Here is a 16,887-nt window from a genome sequence, read left to right as displayed (position 1 = left end):
GAAAGTAAAAGAGATAGCGTAAGCTATCCCTTCGAAATCAGTTTCTTACTCTACTGTCCGGCAGCTGGATCAGTGAAATTCCAATTAATTTATTAATCATTTATTCCATGAGATTTGAGGAGGAAAATATGAGAATCATTCGTTTCCATGGGGAAAATCGTTTACCACAATTAGCCGCTGTTACCAAAGAGAACCTCATTTATCCCTTACCATTTGAAAACATACTTGAGCTACAAACTTATGCAATTGAAAAAGAGAAGACCACTGCAGCGGTCCTTCAAACCATTATTGCGGATTCAATTCCGCTGCCCCAAAAAGTGGAGGAGCTGGAATTACTTGTCCCAATTGAAGCACCGGAGGTTTGGGCGGCAGGAGTAACCTACCGCAAAAGTAAAGAAGAAAGAAACTATGAAGCTACCGGTGGAAATCATACGGAGCCAACCATTTACGATAAGGTTTATGCAGCGAAAAGGCCTGAAATTTTCTTGAAATCTACCAAACTTAGAACTGTTGGTCCGACTGGTACGCTATGTTTACGAAGCGACTCAAACTGGCAGGTTCCTGAACCAGAACTAGGGCTTGTCTTAGATGAAAAGGGTAAAATTTTTGGATATACGATAGGAAATGATATGAGCTGCCGTGATATAGAAGGGGAGAATCCACTGTATTTACCCCAAGCGAAAATTTGGAGAAATTCATGTTCGATCGGTCCTGCGGTGCTTTTAGCAGAAACGGTGGATGATCCCTACAGTTTTCAACTAATTTGTCGTATTTATCGCAATCAAGAAAAGGTATTTGAAGAAACAGCAAGTACTAGTCAGCTCCACAGAACCTATGAGGAATTGTGCGCCTATTTAGTTAGAGAAAACGTGATTTTTAATGGAACAGTTCTATTAACTGGTACGTGTATTGTGCCTCCGCAGGATTTTACGCTTCATGATGGTGATCATGTGGAGATTGAAATACCTGGAATAGGGGTTCTTCATAATTCCATTAAACAGCAAACAGCGCAGCCTCTAGAAACAATGTAAACTACTAAACAGTGAAATGGAAGGGAATGGATGAAATGACTGTTCAAACCGAAGTTAAAACCTATGGAAACTTTATTGATGGTAAATGGATCTCCGCTGCATCGAAAAAAGTCGGGGCAAGTTTTAATCCTGCCCATCGTGATGAAATCGTTGGCTATGTCCAGAGTTCAACAGAGGAAGATGTGGATAAAGCGGTAACTGCTGCTCACAACGCTAAAGAAAAATGGCGCAAATTAAGTGGATCAGAGCGTGGAGACTTTCTATATAAGATCGCCAATTGTTTAGAGAGCCGGCTTGATGATATTGCTGAAACCTTAACAAGAGAAATGGGAAAAACCCTTCCTGAAGCAAGAGGGGAAACGTTAAGAGGGATTGCCATTTTACGTTATTATGCCGGAGAAGGCATGCGTAAAACTGGAGACGTTATTCCGGCAACGGATAGCAAAGCATTGATGTATACGACACGTGTTCCTCTTGGAGTTGTTGGAATCATTACACCATGGAATTTTCCAGTCGCTATTCCCATCTGGAAAATCGCTCCTGCGTTAATATATGGGAATACCGTTGTGGTCAAGCCGGCACAGGAAGCCGCCGTAACATGTGCCAAAATAATAGAATGTATAGAACAGGCTGGCCTGCCTGCGGGAGTTGTAAACCTCGTTACTGGCAAAGGTTCCATAGTGGGACAGAGAATCATTGATCATCCGGGCATAAATGGTATTTCCTTTACAGGATCTAATGACACAGGTAAAAAGGTAGCGATTGGTGCAATCAATCGAGGAGTGAAATATCAATTAGAAATGGGTGGAAAGAATCCAATTATTGTCGCTAATGATGCTGATATTGATGAAGCTGTTGAGGCGACGATTAGCGGCGGCCTTCGTTCCACAGGACAAAAATGTACGGCAACAAGCAGAGTAATTGTTCAGAACGGCATTTATGAAGAATTTAAGAAAAAGTTAGTTGAAAGAACAAAAGAGTTAAAGCTTGGTGATGGTCTGAAAGAAGGTACCTGGATGGGTCCATGCGTTAACGAGTCACAGCTAAACACGGTGCTTTCCTATATTGTAAAAGGGAAAGAAGAAGGAGCTGTCCTTCTCCTTGGGGGACGCAAATCAGAGGACACTGATTTGAAAAACGGATATTTTGTAGAACCTACTATTTTTGAAGGTGTACATTCAAGAATGACTATTGGGCAAGAAGAAATTTTTGGACCGGTCTTAGCATTAATCAAGGTTGAAACACCTGAAGAAGCAATTGAACTGGCTAATGACGTTCATTATGGTTTAAGCGCCTCTATTTTTACTAAAAACATTGGGAATGCCTTTGACTTTATTGATGGAATTGATGCAGGTTTAGTTCGTGTCAATTATGAAACCGCGGGTGTAGAATTACATGCTCCATTTGGCGGCATGAAATCATCGAGTTTCGGGGGACGTGAACAAGGAACAGCTGCCATTGAGTTTTATACATCCATTAAAACTGTTTATGTAAAGCCATAATTAATATTTTTAGCAATTGGGGGGCTTGGGATATGTCGAATAAAGATACAAAGAAAAGACCAAGAATTAATAATCCTATAAATCCTTATCGTGATAATGTTCAAGGAAAAGCGAATGAACCGATTACAGTTGCCGGCTTATTAGATCAGGCAAAAAGAATGGTTGGTCATGCTTATCACGGACTAGTGTCTGATTGGACATTGGAAGAAATCTATAATCGTTTGGAAGAAAATGCACCGCGGATTGCGATTATAGGCGGTTCAGCCGATCATCCTGCCCATATCCTAGATATCGAAACGGTGTCGCGGGCAGCACTAAAAATATGGGAGGAAGGCGGAGTCCCATTTTATTTTAGCACCCCTGTGTTATGTGACGGTACGGCACAAAGCAATATGGGGATGTCTTATTCATTGCAAAGTAGAAATGCAATTGCTGAAATCGTTGTAAATCAAATGGAAGCGCATTCCTACCACGGTGCGTTTGTCATTCAAGGTTGTGATAAGCAGCCGCTGGGAGTTTTGAGCGGATTGGCTCTATTGGATCGTGTTCGCCGTTTGCGTGGTGAAGCGCCTGTTTTTGCTTCCTTTGCCCCTTCCCATGTTTTAAAGGGAGGAGAAATTCCAGAAGGCCTAAAAAAGGAATTAACCGATGTCGCAGAGCGGGCCATACAAATGGGGGAACACAATATCGCTGATGATATTTTCGACGCCTTAACTTATATTCTCCAATGCTCATCCAATACGCAATTCCAAGGCGTGTTAGTTCGTGCAGTTGAACAAGGGATCATTGCTCCTGAAGAACAAAAATATTTTGAAAAATGGCTTGCAGTTAATACATGTGATGCGGCTGGAGGAATTTGTGCATTCCACGGTACTGGCAATAGTTCAAGAGATATTATGGCGGGACTTGGTTTCGTCCATCCAACACTCGAACTGTTAACAGAACCGCCTACTACAGACCAGTTGAAACCAGCCATTGAGGCCCTTTTCTCCATCGTAAATCGGCCGGAATGCAGTGTGGCTGAGTTGGTAGGAGCAAATATTGCTAATGCCATTCGAATTCATAGTTCTGGCGGTGGGTCAACCAACTTAATGATGCACGTGGTAGGGGCGATGATTTATGCCGGTTATGAATTTAATCTATGGGAGTTGGAGAAAATTCATCAATCCCATCCGATCCCGGATTTATTTGATTACAGTCTTACAGAAGGCAGGGATATTTTTGCCTTAGCACAGCAATGCTGTTCTGGTGCGATTAGAGGGATGGAGACACTCTTTTATGAATTAGTCAGAAATGGCGTCCCTATGGATGTTGACGCCTATACGGTGACCGGACAAACCTGGAAGGAAAGACTCAGTAATACAGAAGGCTTGAGTGCCGATGGAGTGAAGGATAATCCGATTATTCTAAGTAGACCTCGCAGGAGTTATAGCGGAGTCGATGTGTTACAAGGAAACTTTTTTGAAAGTGCGGTTGTTAAAATCAGCGGTATGTCCACTCATCAACTAAATCAGTTTGATGAGAAGATTTCATTCGTCCTCTATTTTGAAAATGAAGAAGATGCAAACAAGCAGCTTCTCAATGAAACACTTCTTGAGGAGCTTCAAGACAAAAAAGCATTTCCACTCGATCACTTATTGCAAATGTGGAAAATAAATAAACCAGAGAGTTTTCAAGAGGCAGTCACACTGAATTATGACGAATTATTTAGGCGCATGATCAAAGACGAAATCTTAAAACTAGCGATCATCATTTCCGGTCAAGGACCAGAGGCCTTTGGTATGCCAGAAATGTTCACCCCGATGCAGCATATTAATGCTAACCGCCAATTAAAGCGATTGGCTACGCTTATCAGTGATGGACGCTATTCAGGAGTGTCCTATGGTGCTGCCATCGGGCATATGACTCCGGAAGCCTATAATGATGGGGGAATCCTCTACCTTAAGCAGGGTGACCTATTATTTTTACGTTTCCGTTCCCGACGGATTGAATTACTAGACCCAAACGAATTTAGTGAAGGAAAACTAGAACTCTATCAAGGTGATCTTAAGATAGAACGAGAGACACTTGGTCAAGAAAGAAAAAATACGTTAAAAAGACGACAAAGAACGATTGCTGCTTCTAACCGTCTGACAGGTTGTACGGATGCAGCGGATGGAGTCGTTCCGCTCGCGGTAAAAATGGATGCCGATATACCTTATAAAAAAAATCTATTGTCACAAGTGTAGGAGGGATGAGGTTGGAACTTTCTCAAACAATTAGGGTTACCGGAGGGTGACTGCTACGATTTACCTACATCCACAAAAAGGTTCCCCGACGGAGCTCAATATCGTGTTGAAATTCCAAGTGTTGAGGGACCCAATTCGTTCAAAGAGGTATTGAAGGCGTGCCAGGAATATGATGTGGACATCCACCGAATTTCTCAGGGAAGCGGTATAATGCTTTTAACCGATGAGGAACTTGAAGAAATGGCCTGAACCACATCTTGTCACTTCAAAAAAAGGAGCTAAGGGATTGGGGGTTCCTAAAGTAATTGTGAATTCTGATGTAACTTGATCAATTTTTGGGGTCCTGATTTCATTCTTATTCCGTAAATGAAGGGATTTATTGTATACGATTGAGTTCATCATTTGATATGAAAAATAAAGAAGAGATTATCCGTGGGTAATCTCTTCTTTCATTATTACATCATTTCGTTTGTTTTTTCGCCTTCTTTTATAAAATTTTCTACAGCAAAGGCCGCCACACCTAAAGCTGAAGAATAAATCGAAAGCGATGAAAAATGTACTTCCATTTCATTCTGATGAAAGGACAACGTATGTTTATCAATCGTTCTTCTAATCGGCGCTTCAAGCCACTTCTTTGCTTTCGCTAACCGATTCCCGATAATTACCTGCTGTGGGTTAAAGGTATTAATGATGTTATTAATACCGTAGCCGAGGTAGGAGCCAATTTCCTCAAAAAGTTCAAGCGTATCTTTATCATCTTTGCCGGCTAGATCGATTAATGAATCAAGTGTTGCACCACTATAGTTGGTCATTTGTAAAAGGGTGTGTTCGGAGGCGTACATTTCCCAGCAACCTCTACTCCCGCAGCTGCAGGACCTGCCATTTACCTCGATGATCATATGGCCGAATTCCCCGGAATAGCCATTATTCCCTTGATACAATTCACCATTGAGGATGATTCCAACCCCAATCCCAATTCCGGCACTAATATAGATGATATTTTCATGATTCTGTCCTGCACCAAATTGTTTTTCTCCATAGGCTCCTGCATTTGCCTCGTTTTCGATGATTACGGGAAGATCAAATACTTCCTGAATTTCCGCCTTTAGTGTGACATTCTTCCACCCTAAATTGGGCGCGAGTAGAACCATACCTTCTTTATCAACAATGCCTGCAACACCCAATCCCACACCAACTACGCCATATCTGCTAGGAGGCATTTCATTAAGGAAGGAATGGATACTTTCTTTAACCAGCTCCTTAACAACTGAAAAACGGGAATCTTGGATGGCTTCATTTTTTTCGAAGAAAATATTTCCTTTTAAATCTGTTAACACACTCAAAATATAATTAACCCCAATATCAATTCCAATCGCATATCCTGCAGTTTTGTTAAAGTGAAGAAGAACAGGACGACGGCCGCCGCTTGATTCACCTGGGCCAGATTCATAAATCAGATCCTCCTCTAATAATTCATTCACCATTGATGAAACGGTACCTTTATTCAAACCGGTTACTTGAGCAATGTCCGCACGTGAGATAGGTTCTTTATCGATAATCATTTGGAGTACCAGTGATTTATTATTTTTTTTCACCACTTGTTGGTTCCATGTCATTGTAGTCAATGAAAAAATCTCCCCGCATTAAATAGTATATTTATCTTAACATAAACTTTGTTTATTGGATATACAAACAAATGAAAGAATGATATAATCACTTTGCAAGAGAAGTGATGCCGTTTACATTTCACTCCTTAATCACATACATAAGAATGGATTAGGGAAGCTGGGATGCTAAACTTAAACAACAGTCAATTCAATTTAAAGGCTGTCTGATTAGTAAACTAACAAACTATCACTTGAAGAAAGCAGGAAACAAGTTGACTAAAAACATGTTTTTCAACGCGCACCATTCACCAATTGGAGCATTTTCAAGTTTTACCCTTGGCTTTTACGGAAATGGCGGGGGACTCGATTTAGAGCTAGGCCGTTCTCCACGAAAAAATGTCTATGTCGGTGTGGAATCATTAGACCGTGAAGGCATCTATGAAGCATTGCCATTCTATGAAGTAGAAGATGATGAAAGTAAGCGCTATGATATAGAAAATATGGATCCAAATCCGGACAAACCGCGGATCATTTTACCGTTCCAAAAGGAAAAAATCGAGCGTAACTTCGAGTTAGGAACGGATATATGGAAGGCGGGGGATTTAACGTTCACCATCTATTCTCAAATCAAGCCTGTTCCAGATCCGGCCTCCGCAACAGATGAGGAACTGAAAAATACATTAATCCCTGCGGTTTGGGCAGAGCTTACCATTGATAACACGCAAGGCGCGAAAAGCCGCCGGGCCTTTTTCGGTTACCAAGGCAGTGACCCTTACAGCTCCATGCGCCGTTTAGATGATACTTGCGATGGAATTGCCGGTATTGGTCAAGGGCGTTTAACGGGAATTGCAACAAATGATCCAGACGTCAAATCAGCATTGCACTTTAGTTTAGAAAATATTTTAACCACACCGTTTGAAGAAAACTGGACTTTTGGGTTAGGACCTGTAGGGGCACTGGTAATGGATGTTCCGGCGGGGCAAAAGCGGAGCTACAAATTTGCTGTGTGCTTCTACCGCGGCGGCCTAGTGACTGCAGGATTAGATGCTTCCTATTTATATACAAGATATTTTTCAAATATTGAATCTGTCGCAGCCTATGCATTAGAAAATTTTGACCAATTTGCTGAAAGCGCTAAAGAGTCAAATAGCTTAGTAAATGAAGCGGATTTATCAGATGATCAAGAGTTTATGCTGATTCATTCGATTCGCAGTTATTATGGCAGCACCCAATTGCTTGAAGCAGATGGAGTGCCGTTCTGGGTTGTGAACGAAGGTGAATATCGGATGATGAACACCTTTGACTTAACGGTTGACCAAATTTTCTTTGAGCTAAAAATGAACCCATGGACTGTAAAGAATGAGTTGGACATGTTTGTCAGCAGATTCAGCTATGAAGACAAAGTACGCTTCCCAGGTGATGAAACTGAATATCCAGGCGGAATTAGCTTTACACATGACATGGGGGTGGCAAACACCATTTCGCGGCCGCATTATTCTTCGTATGAATTATATGGTTTAGACGGTTGTTTCTCCCATATGACTTACGAGCAACTGGTGAACTGGGTATTGTGTGCATCCGTTTACGTGGAACAAACCGGGGATGCCGAGTGGCTAAAGGCTAATTTGGAAGTGGTTGTCCGCTGTTTTGAAAGCATGTTAAACCGTGATCATCCGGAAGCAGATAAGCGCGATGGCATCATGGGTCTGGACTCTACACGTGTTATGGGCGGGGCAGAGATTACCACTTATGACAGTTTAGATGTTTCACTGGGCCAAGCAAGAAATAATATTTATTTAGCCGGCAAGACATGGGCGTCTTATGTAGCGTTAGAGAAAATCTTTAATGAGAATGGACTAGCCGACTTGTCTAAACAGGCTGGAGAGTTAGCTGAAAAGTGTGCCTCCACCATTGCTAGTCATGTAACACCAGGCGGATATATTCCTGCCGTTATCAAGGAAGGGAACAATTCAAAAATTATTCCTGCTATTGAAGGACTGATTTTCCCTTACTTTACAAACAACCAGGAAGCACTTGATCCGAATGGCCGGTTTGCTGATTACATCCAAGTATTGAAACAGCATTTAACCACCGTCTTAACAGAAGGTGTCTGCTTGTTTGAAGATGGCGGGTGGAAGATTTCATCTACAAGTAATAATTCTTGGTTAAGTAAGATTTACTTAAGCCAGTTTATTGCCCGTGAAATTCTTGGATTGGAATGGGATGATAAAGGGGCGAAGGCAGATGCTGCTCACGTCGCTTGGCTCACGCATCCAACCTTATCCGTATGGAGCTGGAGTGATCAAATCATCTCTGGTGAAATTGCCGGCAGTAAATATTACCCTCGTGGAGTGACAAGTATTTTGTGGCTGGAGGAAAGTAAAAAGGCGGCACCAGTAGTTGCTTCTTCACTAGCTGCAAATTAGGATTGCAGACTGTCTGGTACCTACTAGACAGTCTAAAAACTAGATTAGAAGTTAAAAAATAAATAATATGATTTTTTTATAAAAATCTTTGTTTATTCAATAGACAAACGAAGTATAGGGTGCTATAATCTGATTATACAAAGGTTACAGACTAGGAGATTGAATGAAAGCATTTACATGTCTAGTCTAAAACCGAAATAATAGGAGGAATTCCAACATGGCTTATTTCGAAAATGTAAAAAACATTCAATTTGAAGGCGCAAATTCTACTAATCCTCTAGCATTTAAGTACTATAACCCACAAGAAGTAATCAACGGTAAAACAATGGAGGAATTACTACGTTTCTCAGTAACATATTGGCATACATTCACTGCTGACGGCACAGATCCATTTGGTGTAGGTACAGCAATCCGTCCTTGGAACCACTTAACAGGACTTGATTTAGCAAAAGCACGCGTGGAAGCTGCATTTGAACTTTTTGAAAAATTAAATGTTCCATTCTTTGCCTTCCATGATGTTGATATCGCTCCAGAAGGAAGCACATTAGCTGAAAGCAACAAAAACCAAGACATTATCGTATCAATGATTAAAGAATATATGAAAACAAGCAAAACGAAATTACTTTGGAACACTGCTAACATGTTTACAAACCCTCGTTACACACATGGTGCAGCAACTTCTCCAAATGCAGATGTATTTGCTTACTCTGCTGCAAAAGTGAAGAAGGGCTTAGAAGTAGCGAAAGAACTTGGCGCAGAAAACTATGTATTCTGGGGCGGTCGTGAAGGTTATGAAACTTTATTAAATACAGATATGAAACTTGAGCAGGATAACTTAGCACGTTTCTTCCATATGGCTGTAGACTATGCGAAAGAAATCGGCTTAAATGTTCCATTCTTAATTGAGCCAAAACCAAAAGAGCCAACCAAACACCAATATGACTTTGATGTGGCTACTGGACTAGCATTCTTACAAAAATATGACTTAACTGATCACTTCAAGTTCAATCTTGAAGCAAACCATGCAACATTAGCTGGTCATACATTCGAACATGAACTTCGTACGGCTCGTATCAATGGCATGCTTGGATCAATCGATGCTAACCAAGGTGATACATTACTTGGCTGGGATACGGATGAATTCCCAACTGACTTGTATTCCACAACACTAGCAATGTACGAAATTCTTCTAAATGGCGGCCTAGGAAAAGGCGGTACGAACTTCGATGCAAAAGTACGCAGAGGTTCTTTCGATCCAGAAGATTTATTCCACGCTCACATCGCTGGAATGGATGCTTTTGCAATCGGCTTAAAAGTTGCGAACAAGTTACTTGAAGACCGTGTATTCGAAAACTTCATTGATGACCGTTACAGCAGCTATACAAAAGGCATTGGTTTAGACATCGTTGAAGGCAGAACGAATTTCCGTGAGTTAGAACAGTATGCCCTTGGTCTAACTGAAATCAAAAACCAATCAGGCAGAACAGAATTATTAAGAGCTACACTTAACCAATACTTATTAGAAACTCTATCAGGTGTAGTTGCTAGATAAATACCGGCTAGGAAAAAATAAAATAAAAATAAAAATGTGCTGGAAGTAAAATCCAGCACATTTTTAGCAGAAAGGGCTGAATTTTAAGATGAAATATGTAATCGGAGTTGACCTTGGGACAAGTGCTGTCAAAATTCTTCTCGTTAATCAAAACGGTGAAGTATGCCAAGAAGTATCCAAATCCTATCCATTAATTATCGAGAAATCAGGATACAGTGAACAAAACCCAGAAGAATGGGTGGCAAAAACAACGGAAGGTCTTGCTGAACTAATCCAGGCATTCCCAGGAGATGTCAAGGACATTGAAGGGATTAGCTTTTCAGGGCAGATGCATGGCTTAGTTTTATTAGATGAAGATAATAACGTACTGCGTAATGCCATCCTTTGGAATGACACAAGAACAACGAAGCAATGTCAGGAAATTTATGATGTTGTCGGTCAAGAAAAGCTGCTTGAAATCACCAAAAATCCAGCGTTGGAAGGATTTACTTTACCAAAGATCCTTTGGGTAAAAGAAGCAGAGCCTGAGATTTTTAAGTCTGCAAGTGTATTCATGCTTCCGAAAGATTATTTACGTTTCCGGATGACAGGTAATGTCCATATGGAGTATTCAGATGCAGCAGGAACGTTGATGCTTAATGTAAGTAAACGGGAATGGAGTCCAGAAATATTAGATCTATTCGGAATCTCCGCTGAACTTTGTCCGCCGCTGGTAGAATCCCATGCATGCGTTGGTACTGTAACGGCTGAATTTGCGCAGGAAACCGGATTGTCTGAGGCGACTCAAGTGTTTGCAGGCGGGGCAGATAATGCCTGTGGTGCGATTGGTTCAGGAATTTTATCAGAAGGTAAAACACTATGCAGTATTGGTACATCAGGTGTTGTCCTTTCCTATGAAGAAAGAAATGACTTAGACTTTGAAGGGAAAGTTCATTATTTTAACCACAGTGAGGAAAATGCCTATTACACGATGGGGGTTACTCTCGCTGCAGGTTATAGCTTGAGCTGGTTTAAAGATACGTTTGCGAAAGAAGAAGCATTTGATCAGTTTTTAGAAGGTGTCGATGGAGTGCCTGCAGGCAGTGAAGGACTATTATTCACTCCATATATTGTTGGAGAAAGGACACCTCATGCCGATTCGAATATCCGCGGCAGCTTTATTGGCATTGATGCAAGCCATGAACGAAAACATTTTGCACGTGCTGTTCTGGAGGGAATTACGTTCTCTTTAAACGAGTCGATTGAAATCTTTAGAAACAGCGGAAAAACGATTGATTCGATTATTTCCATCGGTGGCGGTGCTAAAAACGAAACATGGCTGCAGATGCAGGCAGATATTTTCAATGCAAAAATTGAAAAGCTGACGAGTGAACAAGGTCCGGGAATGGGCGCAGCGATGTTAGCAGCCTATGGCTGCGGCTGGTTTACATCACTGAAAGAGTGCGCTCAAAGTTTTATCCAAACTTCTAAAACTTATTATCCTATTGAAGAAAATGTAGAGTCATATAAAAAATTATTTGCTATTTATCAACAAGTCTATACACAAACCAAATCGCTTAATGACCAATTAAAAGAGTTTAGAAGATAAGGAATGGATTAGTAATTTTATCTAATGCCGGAGGGGAACTATGACAAATGTAGTTAGAAAGCTAGAAGGGTCTTTTTACACTGGGGAATATCGTAATCTCTTCAAAGAAATCGGCAAAACTGACGAAGAAATCCATCAAAGAATCAAAGATAATTGGGAACAGCTTTTTAATGGGGATGAAGATACAAGAATCTATCATCCTGTCGGAGATGATCTAGGCTACATGCTCGATACCGGTAACCTCGATGTCCGGACAGAGGGTATGTCTTATGGGATGATGATGGCAGTACAAATGGATCATAGAGATGTATTTGACAAGCTTTGGAAGTGGACATATCAAAACATGTATATGACGGAAGGAGAAAACGCAGGTTACTTTGCCTGGTCTTGTCAGCCTGATGGAAAGAAAAACGCGTACGGCCCGGCACCCGATGGGGAAGAGTTCTTCGCCATGGCCCTATTCTTTGCCTCCCACCGCTGGGGAGATGGCCCAGAGCCGTTCAATTACAGTGTTCAGGCAAAAGACATTCTCCGGACCTGCCTGCATAAGGGCGAAGATGGTGTTGGCTTCCCGATGTGGAACACGGAAAATAAATTAATCAAATTTATCCCTAATTGTGAGTTCTCAGATCCTTCCTATCATTTACCACATTTCTATGAATTATTTGCTTTGTGGGCTTATGAAGAGGACTGTCCGTTCTGGATGGAAGCAAGCAAGGCGAGCCGGGAGTATCTAAAAATCTCCTGTCATCCTGAAACAGGCTTAGCACCAGAGTATGCCTACTATGATGGCACCCCTAATAATGAAAGAGGTTATGGTCATTTCTTTAGCGATGCCTATCGGGTTGCTGCGAATATTGGCCTTGACTATGAGTGGTTTAGAGGGGATTCATGGGAAACAGAAGAGGCAAATAAGCTTCAAGCCTTCTTTGCAGATAAGGATCCAGCTGATTACCGCCGTTATACGATTGCGGGTGAACCATTCGAGGAAAAATCCTTGCATCCAGTCGGTTTACTTGCGACCAATGCGATGGCATCTCTTGCAGCAGATGGCCCTGACCGCTTAAAATGGGTGGAGTTGTTCTGGAATACACCGGTTCGGACTGGGGTACGACGGTATTACGATAACTGTTTGTATTTTTTCAGTTTGCTGGCATTAAGCGGAAACTATAAAATTTGGATGCCTTTCAAACCGTAATTCAAATAAAGATGCCAATGAAGAAACCCCTCAAACTAACGGTACGAGGGGTTTCTTTTATAGTTTCAAAAATTTGTAATATATAGAATCTATTATACTTTCTTTCGTGATAAAATGATATTAAACAAGTTTTTTTGACAAAATAACCTGTTTTTCTATGAAAAATTCTGAATTTTGCAACACTCGGAAAATCGTATCGTAAAAAAATCAGGTATGCTGGGTGCTTAGTAATGTAAGCGTTTAATAAGTCTGATCGCACCTATTCACTAATTTCAGCTAATTGGAGTTGATTCGACATGCACAAAGTGATTTTAGTTGATGATGAAAATTATTTCCGTAAAGGATTAAGAAGTTTAATAGATTGGAAAGCATGTGGATTTGAGGTTGCAGGAGAGGCAGCAAACGGTGAAGATGCATTAGTAATGATTGATGAAGTAAATCCTGAACTAGTCATAACTGATATCCGTATGCCTGTTTTGGATGGATTAGAGTTAATTAAACAAGTAATGCAAAAAGAAGAGAGATATCATCCTAAATTTATTATAATAAGCGGTCATAGTGATTTTAAATACGCCCAACAAGCGGTACGTTATGGAGTACATGATTTTATCCTAAAGCCGATTGACCAGGAAGAAATAGAAGAAACCTTGCGATCACTAGCTAATACAATAACGGAACAAAAGCTCGTACTTGAACAGAACATTGAAATAAAAAAAGCTGTCTTACTTGAAAATCTGATTTTTGGAAAAGTGAATGAGGAAGATGCGTGCGTTTTCTCAAGAGAACTGTCGTTGAACAATGCAGACGAATATTATTATCTTATCTTGGAGGTAAACGGAATTCCCGAATCTTCAAGTGAAGCGGCCCCTGATAATCAAGTGAAGGAAAAAATCACTAAAATTATCCGCGATATTTGTGATCCTCATGTGAGGTTATTTTTTCAAGAGTTAGAACAAGGAAGTTATGGATTATTAATTCCTTCCAGCTATCTAGATCGTTTCCAAATGCAAATCTGTCATTTTGTGAAATGGATAAATGGACAACTTATCAGCACAATGTCTCAAGCGATCACCTTTTATATTGGACCTGTTGTTCCTAAATTACATTTGTTAAAAGATTCTTTTGAAGCAGCCAAAAATGCACGCGAGTATAAGTATGTTTACGAAGATAAAAATATTATTCTTTCAAAGGAAATAGAAAACAATAAATCCATTACCTATACAGAACTCGAGGATTCTTATTATCATCTATTAATCGAGCAAATAGAAGAAAATACAACCATAGCCATTATGGAAACAATAGATAAAATTTTCCTTCAGTTTGCCTCGAAAAGAATGGCTCGAGTAGCAGTGAAAGCATCCATCAACCGATTTGTACATGCGATTTTAAAGATTATTAAGAATATGGATGGGGAAGTATCAAATTTAACAAACTTCCAGACGATGCTTCAACTGCAAAACTATAATTTAACACTACAACAGCTTAGGAAACAATTTTTAGAATTTGTGCTAGAGAGTAAAGAGATGATCACCATCCTTCGTAAACAATCTTCGGATGGTGAGGCGCATAAAATTAAACAATTTGTAGACTCACACTATCGGGAGAATATTAGCTTAAAATCCATCGCAGCAAAGTTTTATATGAATCCTGTCTATTTAGGGCAACTATTTAAGAAAACATATGGGATTTATTTTAAAGATTATTTATTGCAAGTAAGAATTAATGAGGCGAAAAAATTGCTGAGACAATCGGAACTGAAGATATATGAAATTGCAGAGAGAGTAGGTTTTAATAATACTGACTATTTTGTGACGATATTTGGGAAATTTGAAAAAATAACTCCGTCCGAATATCGCAATAAACTCCTAGAGAAAAGAAAGTTATAGTCACCATGAAAAGAACAAAATTTAGTTTTCATAATGTACGATTAAGTAAAAAATTATTAATCATGTATATTTGTTCTGTATTTTTTCCGATCGTTTTAACCAATATTATTTTTTACACCGTTACAATTAATAATGTAAAACAGCAGCAAATGCATGACTCGGAGTTGGCACTTAAACAGATTAGCCAAGATTTGGGGAATATTATCGACATCGCCGTGGGGATATCATCCTCCTTCTACACGAGTGCAAATATTAATCACTTTCTAGAGAAAAATTATCCATCGGATGTTGATTACGTTGAAAACTATGAGATTTATTTAAGAACATTATATCAGTCAAGTCCGATTAATCCGTCCATAAATTCCATTCGTTTTTATACCGATAACCCCACAATGATCTATTCAGGGGGAGTTTATCCCATAAGTGACATTAAACATTTGGAGTGGTATAAGCAAATCATGGAGGAGAAAAATGCCACACCAATTGTATTGCAATCAACACTGGAAGAGCAGACGAAAACGTTTAGTGTGATTAGGAAGCTTGATTATTTTAATTTTAACTACAAACAAAAAATAGTAAAAATAGATATCAAACCATCCGTGATTCAAAACATTTTTAATAATATTACCTTTAAAGGGGATGTCTATCTATTAAATGATAAGGGGCAGATTGAGTATACAACAAAAAAAGGTATAGACTTTGACAAGAAAAAGATTTATATCAATGATGTTTCAAAGAAAAAGGAAACCGTTATCCTAACCACTGCTTACTTGGACAATACGTATCCCCAAAACTGGAAAGTGGTTGGAACAATCTCTGAAAAAATGATGATTAAAACGTTGTATAAGTCAGGGCTCTTCATTATTTATTTAGCCTGTATCAATATCTTATTACCTACTATCATCATTATCTTAATCAACAGATCCTTTTTAAGACGACTTCGGCGTATATTGAGGCATGTAAAAAAGATGGGCGATCAAAACTTTGAAATGATTCCGGACCCGGGATATAAGGATGAAATTGGAATCTTAACGAGCGAATTTAATCGGATGACAGGAAAAATAAAGGAATTGATCCAGGATGTATTTATGGCCAATATCCAAAAACAAGAGATGGAGATAAAACGAAATCGTGCTCAGCTTAGTGCCCTTCAGAGCCAAATAAACCCTCATTTCCTATTTAATGCTCTAGAAACCATTCGCATGAGAAGTTTAATGAAGGAGGAGAAAGAGACAGCCAAGATTATTCATAATATGGCGAAAATGTTTCGGAACTCCTTGACATGGGGGAAAGATATGGTAACGGTCCGAGAAGAAATAAACCTAATTATCAGTTTTTTGGAAATACAAAAATACCGCTTTGGGGATAAGCTAGATTATGAGATTCATATCGAACCAGGTTCGGAAGGATGTATCATACCAAACATGGCACTGCAGCCATTTATCGAGAATGCAAGTATACATGGAATTGAGCCGTTGAAGGATAATGGTAAAATCGAGGTTCATATTTCATCTCATGATAATCTGTTAATCTGTAAAGTCAGCGATAATGGTGTAGGGATGTCGGAATCCAATAAGCATCAATTGATTAATGAACTTAAAAATGAGAGTGATATGGGAAAAAGCATTGGAATCAAGAATGTGTATTATCGATTGAAGCTTTATTATCAGGATCAATTTCACTTCCAGCTGGATAGCAAAGAAGGGGAAGGAACGACTATTATCATAAAGATTCCCAATCAAACTAGAAAAGTTCAAAAAACTAAAGTTTCATAAAAACCATCTATACTTTCCTAAGTAACACCTTTAGTTTTTTAATGGTAGATGTAAACCCTTACAAACTATAATAAGGATGTACCAAATAAATAGG

10 protein-coding genes and 1 pseudogene are annotated in these 16,887 nt (G+C 39.6%); 10 read left to right on the top strand and 1 reads right to left on the bottom strand.

Annotated elements, in window-relative coordinates; all coding sequences use genetic code 11:
* The first annotated feature begins 128 nt into the window (after positions 1-128).
* The 4 genes and pseudogenes from GXK58_RS17490 to GXK58_RS27305 all read left to right on the top strand — a co-directional run.
* A complete protein-coding gene (locus tag GXK58_RS17490) occupies positions 129-1,031 on the top strand; it encodes a fumarylacetoacetate hydrolase family protein (protein ID WP_160724448.1) in 903 nt (300 codons plus the stop codon).
* A gap of 35 nt (positions 1,032-1,066) precedes the next feature.
* Positions 1,067-2,533 (top strand): alpha-ketoglutaric semialdehyde dehydrogenase GucD, encoded by a 1,467-nt coding sequence (gene gucD / locus GXK58_RS17485; RefSeq protein WP_160724447.1) that lies wholly within the window; start codon positions 1,067-1,069, stop codon positions 2,531-2,533.
* A 32-nt stretch (positions 2,534-2,565) separates the two neighbouring features.
* Entirely contained in the window at positions 2,566-4,761 is a 2,196-nt protein-coding gene (locus GXK58_RS17480; RefSeq protein ID WP_160724446.1) for a dihydroxy-acid dehydratase domain-containing protein, read from the top strand.
* Positions 4,762-4,779: 18 nt separating this feature from the next.
* Positions 4,780-5,004: pseudogene (locus GXK58_RS27305) on the top strand (hypothetical protein); the annotation flags it as partial.
* Between the two features lie 212 nt (positions 5,005-5,216).
* Here the strand turns inward: GXK58_RS27305 and GXK58_RS17475 are convergent.
* Positions 5,217-6,377 (bottom strand): ROK family transcriptional regulator, encoded by a 1,161-nt coding sequence (locus GXK58_RS17475; RefSeq protein ID WP_160724460.1) that lies wholly within the window; start codon positions 6,375-6,377, stop codon positions 5,217-5,219.
* Positions 6,378-6,640: 263 nt separating this feature from the next.
* On the opposite strand from GXK58_RS17475, the gene GXK58_RS17470 reads away from it, so the two are divergent.
* The 6 genes from GXK58_RS17470 to GXK58_RS17445 all read left to right on the top strand — a co-directional run bounded on the left by GXK58_RS17470 (position 6,641) and on the right by GXK58_RS17445 (position 16,793).
* Complete coding sequence (locus GXK58_RS17470; RefSeq protein WP_160724445.1) at positions 6,641-8,794, top strand: glycoside hydrolase family 52 protein; 2,154 nt, start codon at positions 6,641-6,643, stop codon at positions 8,792-8,794.
* 217 nt (positions 8,795-9,011) lie between these two features.
* Positions 9,012-10,346, top strand: a complete 1,335-nt coding sequence (xylA, locus tag GXK58_RS17465) for a xylose isomerase (RefSeq protein ID WP_160724444.1) — start codon at positions 9,012-9,014, stop codon at positions 10,344-10,346.
* Positions 10,347-10,434: 88 nt separating this feature from the next.
* A complete protein-coding gene (gene xylB / locus GXK58_RS17460; RefSeq protein WP_160724443.1) occupies positions 10,435-11,934 on the top strand; it encodes a xylulokinase in 1,500 nt (499 codons plus the stop codon).
* Positions 11,935-11,974: 40 nt separating this feature from the next.
* On the top strand, positions 11,975-13,132 hold the full coding sequence (locus GXK58_RS17455; protein ID WP_160724442.1) for a glycosyl hydrolase family 8: 1,158 nt from the start codon (positions 11,975-11,977) through the stop codon (positions 13,130-13,132).
* Positions 13,133-13,428: 296 nt separating this feature from the next.
* On the top strand, positions 13,429-15,018 hold the full coding sequence (locus tag GXK58_RS17450) for a response regulator transcription factor (RefSeq protein WP_160724441.1): 1,590 nt from the start codon (positions 13,429-13,431) through the stop codon (positions 15,016-15,018).
* 5 nt (positions 15,019-15,023) lie between these two features.
* A complete protein-coding gene (locus tag GXK58_RS17445) occupies positions 15,024-16,793 on the top strand; it encodes a cache domain-containing sensor histidine kinase (RefSeq protein WP_160724440.1) in 1,770 nt (589 codons plus the stop codon).
* Positions 16,794-16,887: the final 94 nt, after the last annotated feature.

This window comes from Bacillus sp. USDA818B3_A, assembly GCF_009928415.1.
In the GTDB taxonomy this organism is placed as follows: Bacteria; Bacillota; Bacilli; order Bacillales; family Cytobacillaceae; genus Neobacillus.
The sequence above is the reverse complement of the archived record's forward strand: the minus strand, read 5'-3'. Positions and strand labels throughout refer to the sequence as shown.

Bases quoted from the DNA above. Each gene is read 5' to 3' on its own strand.
- GXK58_RS17445 (WP_160724440.1), top strand. From the start codon at position 15,024: ATGAAAAGAACAAAATTTAGTTTTCATAATGTACGATTAAGTAAAAAA.
- GXK58_RS17450 (WP_160724441.1), top strand. From the start codon at position 13,429: ATGCACAAAGTGATTTTAGTTGATGATGAAAATTATTTCCGTAAAGGA.
- xylB (WP_160724443.1), top strand. From the start codon at position 10,435: ATGAAATATGTAATCGGAGTTGACCTTGGGACAAGTGCTGTCAAAATT.
- gucD (WP_160724447.1), top strand. From the start codon at position 1,067: ATGACTGTTCAAACCGAAGTTAAAACCTATGGAAACTTTATTGATGGT.
- GXK58_RS17475 (WP_160724460.1), bottom strand. From the start codon at position 6,377: ATGACATGGAACCAACAAGTGGTGAAAAAAAATAATAAATCACTGGTA.
- GXK58_RS17455 (WP_160724442.1), top strand. From the start codon at position 11,975: ATGACAAATGTAGTTAGAAAGCTAGAAGGGTCTTTTTACACTGGGGAA.
- GXK58_RS17490 (WP_160724448.1), top strand. From the start codon at position 129: ATGAGAATCATTCGTTTCCATGGGGAAAATCGTTTACCACAATTAGCC.
- GXK58_RS17480 (WP_160724446.1), top strand. From the start codon at position 2,566: ATGTCGAATAAAGATACAAAGAAAAGACCAAGAATTAATAATCCTATA.
- xylA (WP_160724444.1), top strand. From the start codon at position 9,012: ATGGCTTATTTCGAAAATGTAAAAAACATTCAATTTGAAGGCGCAAAT.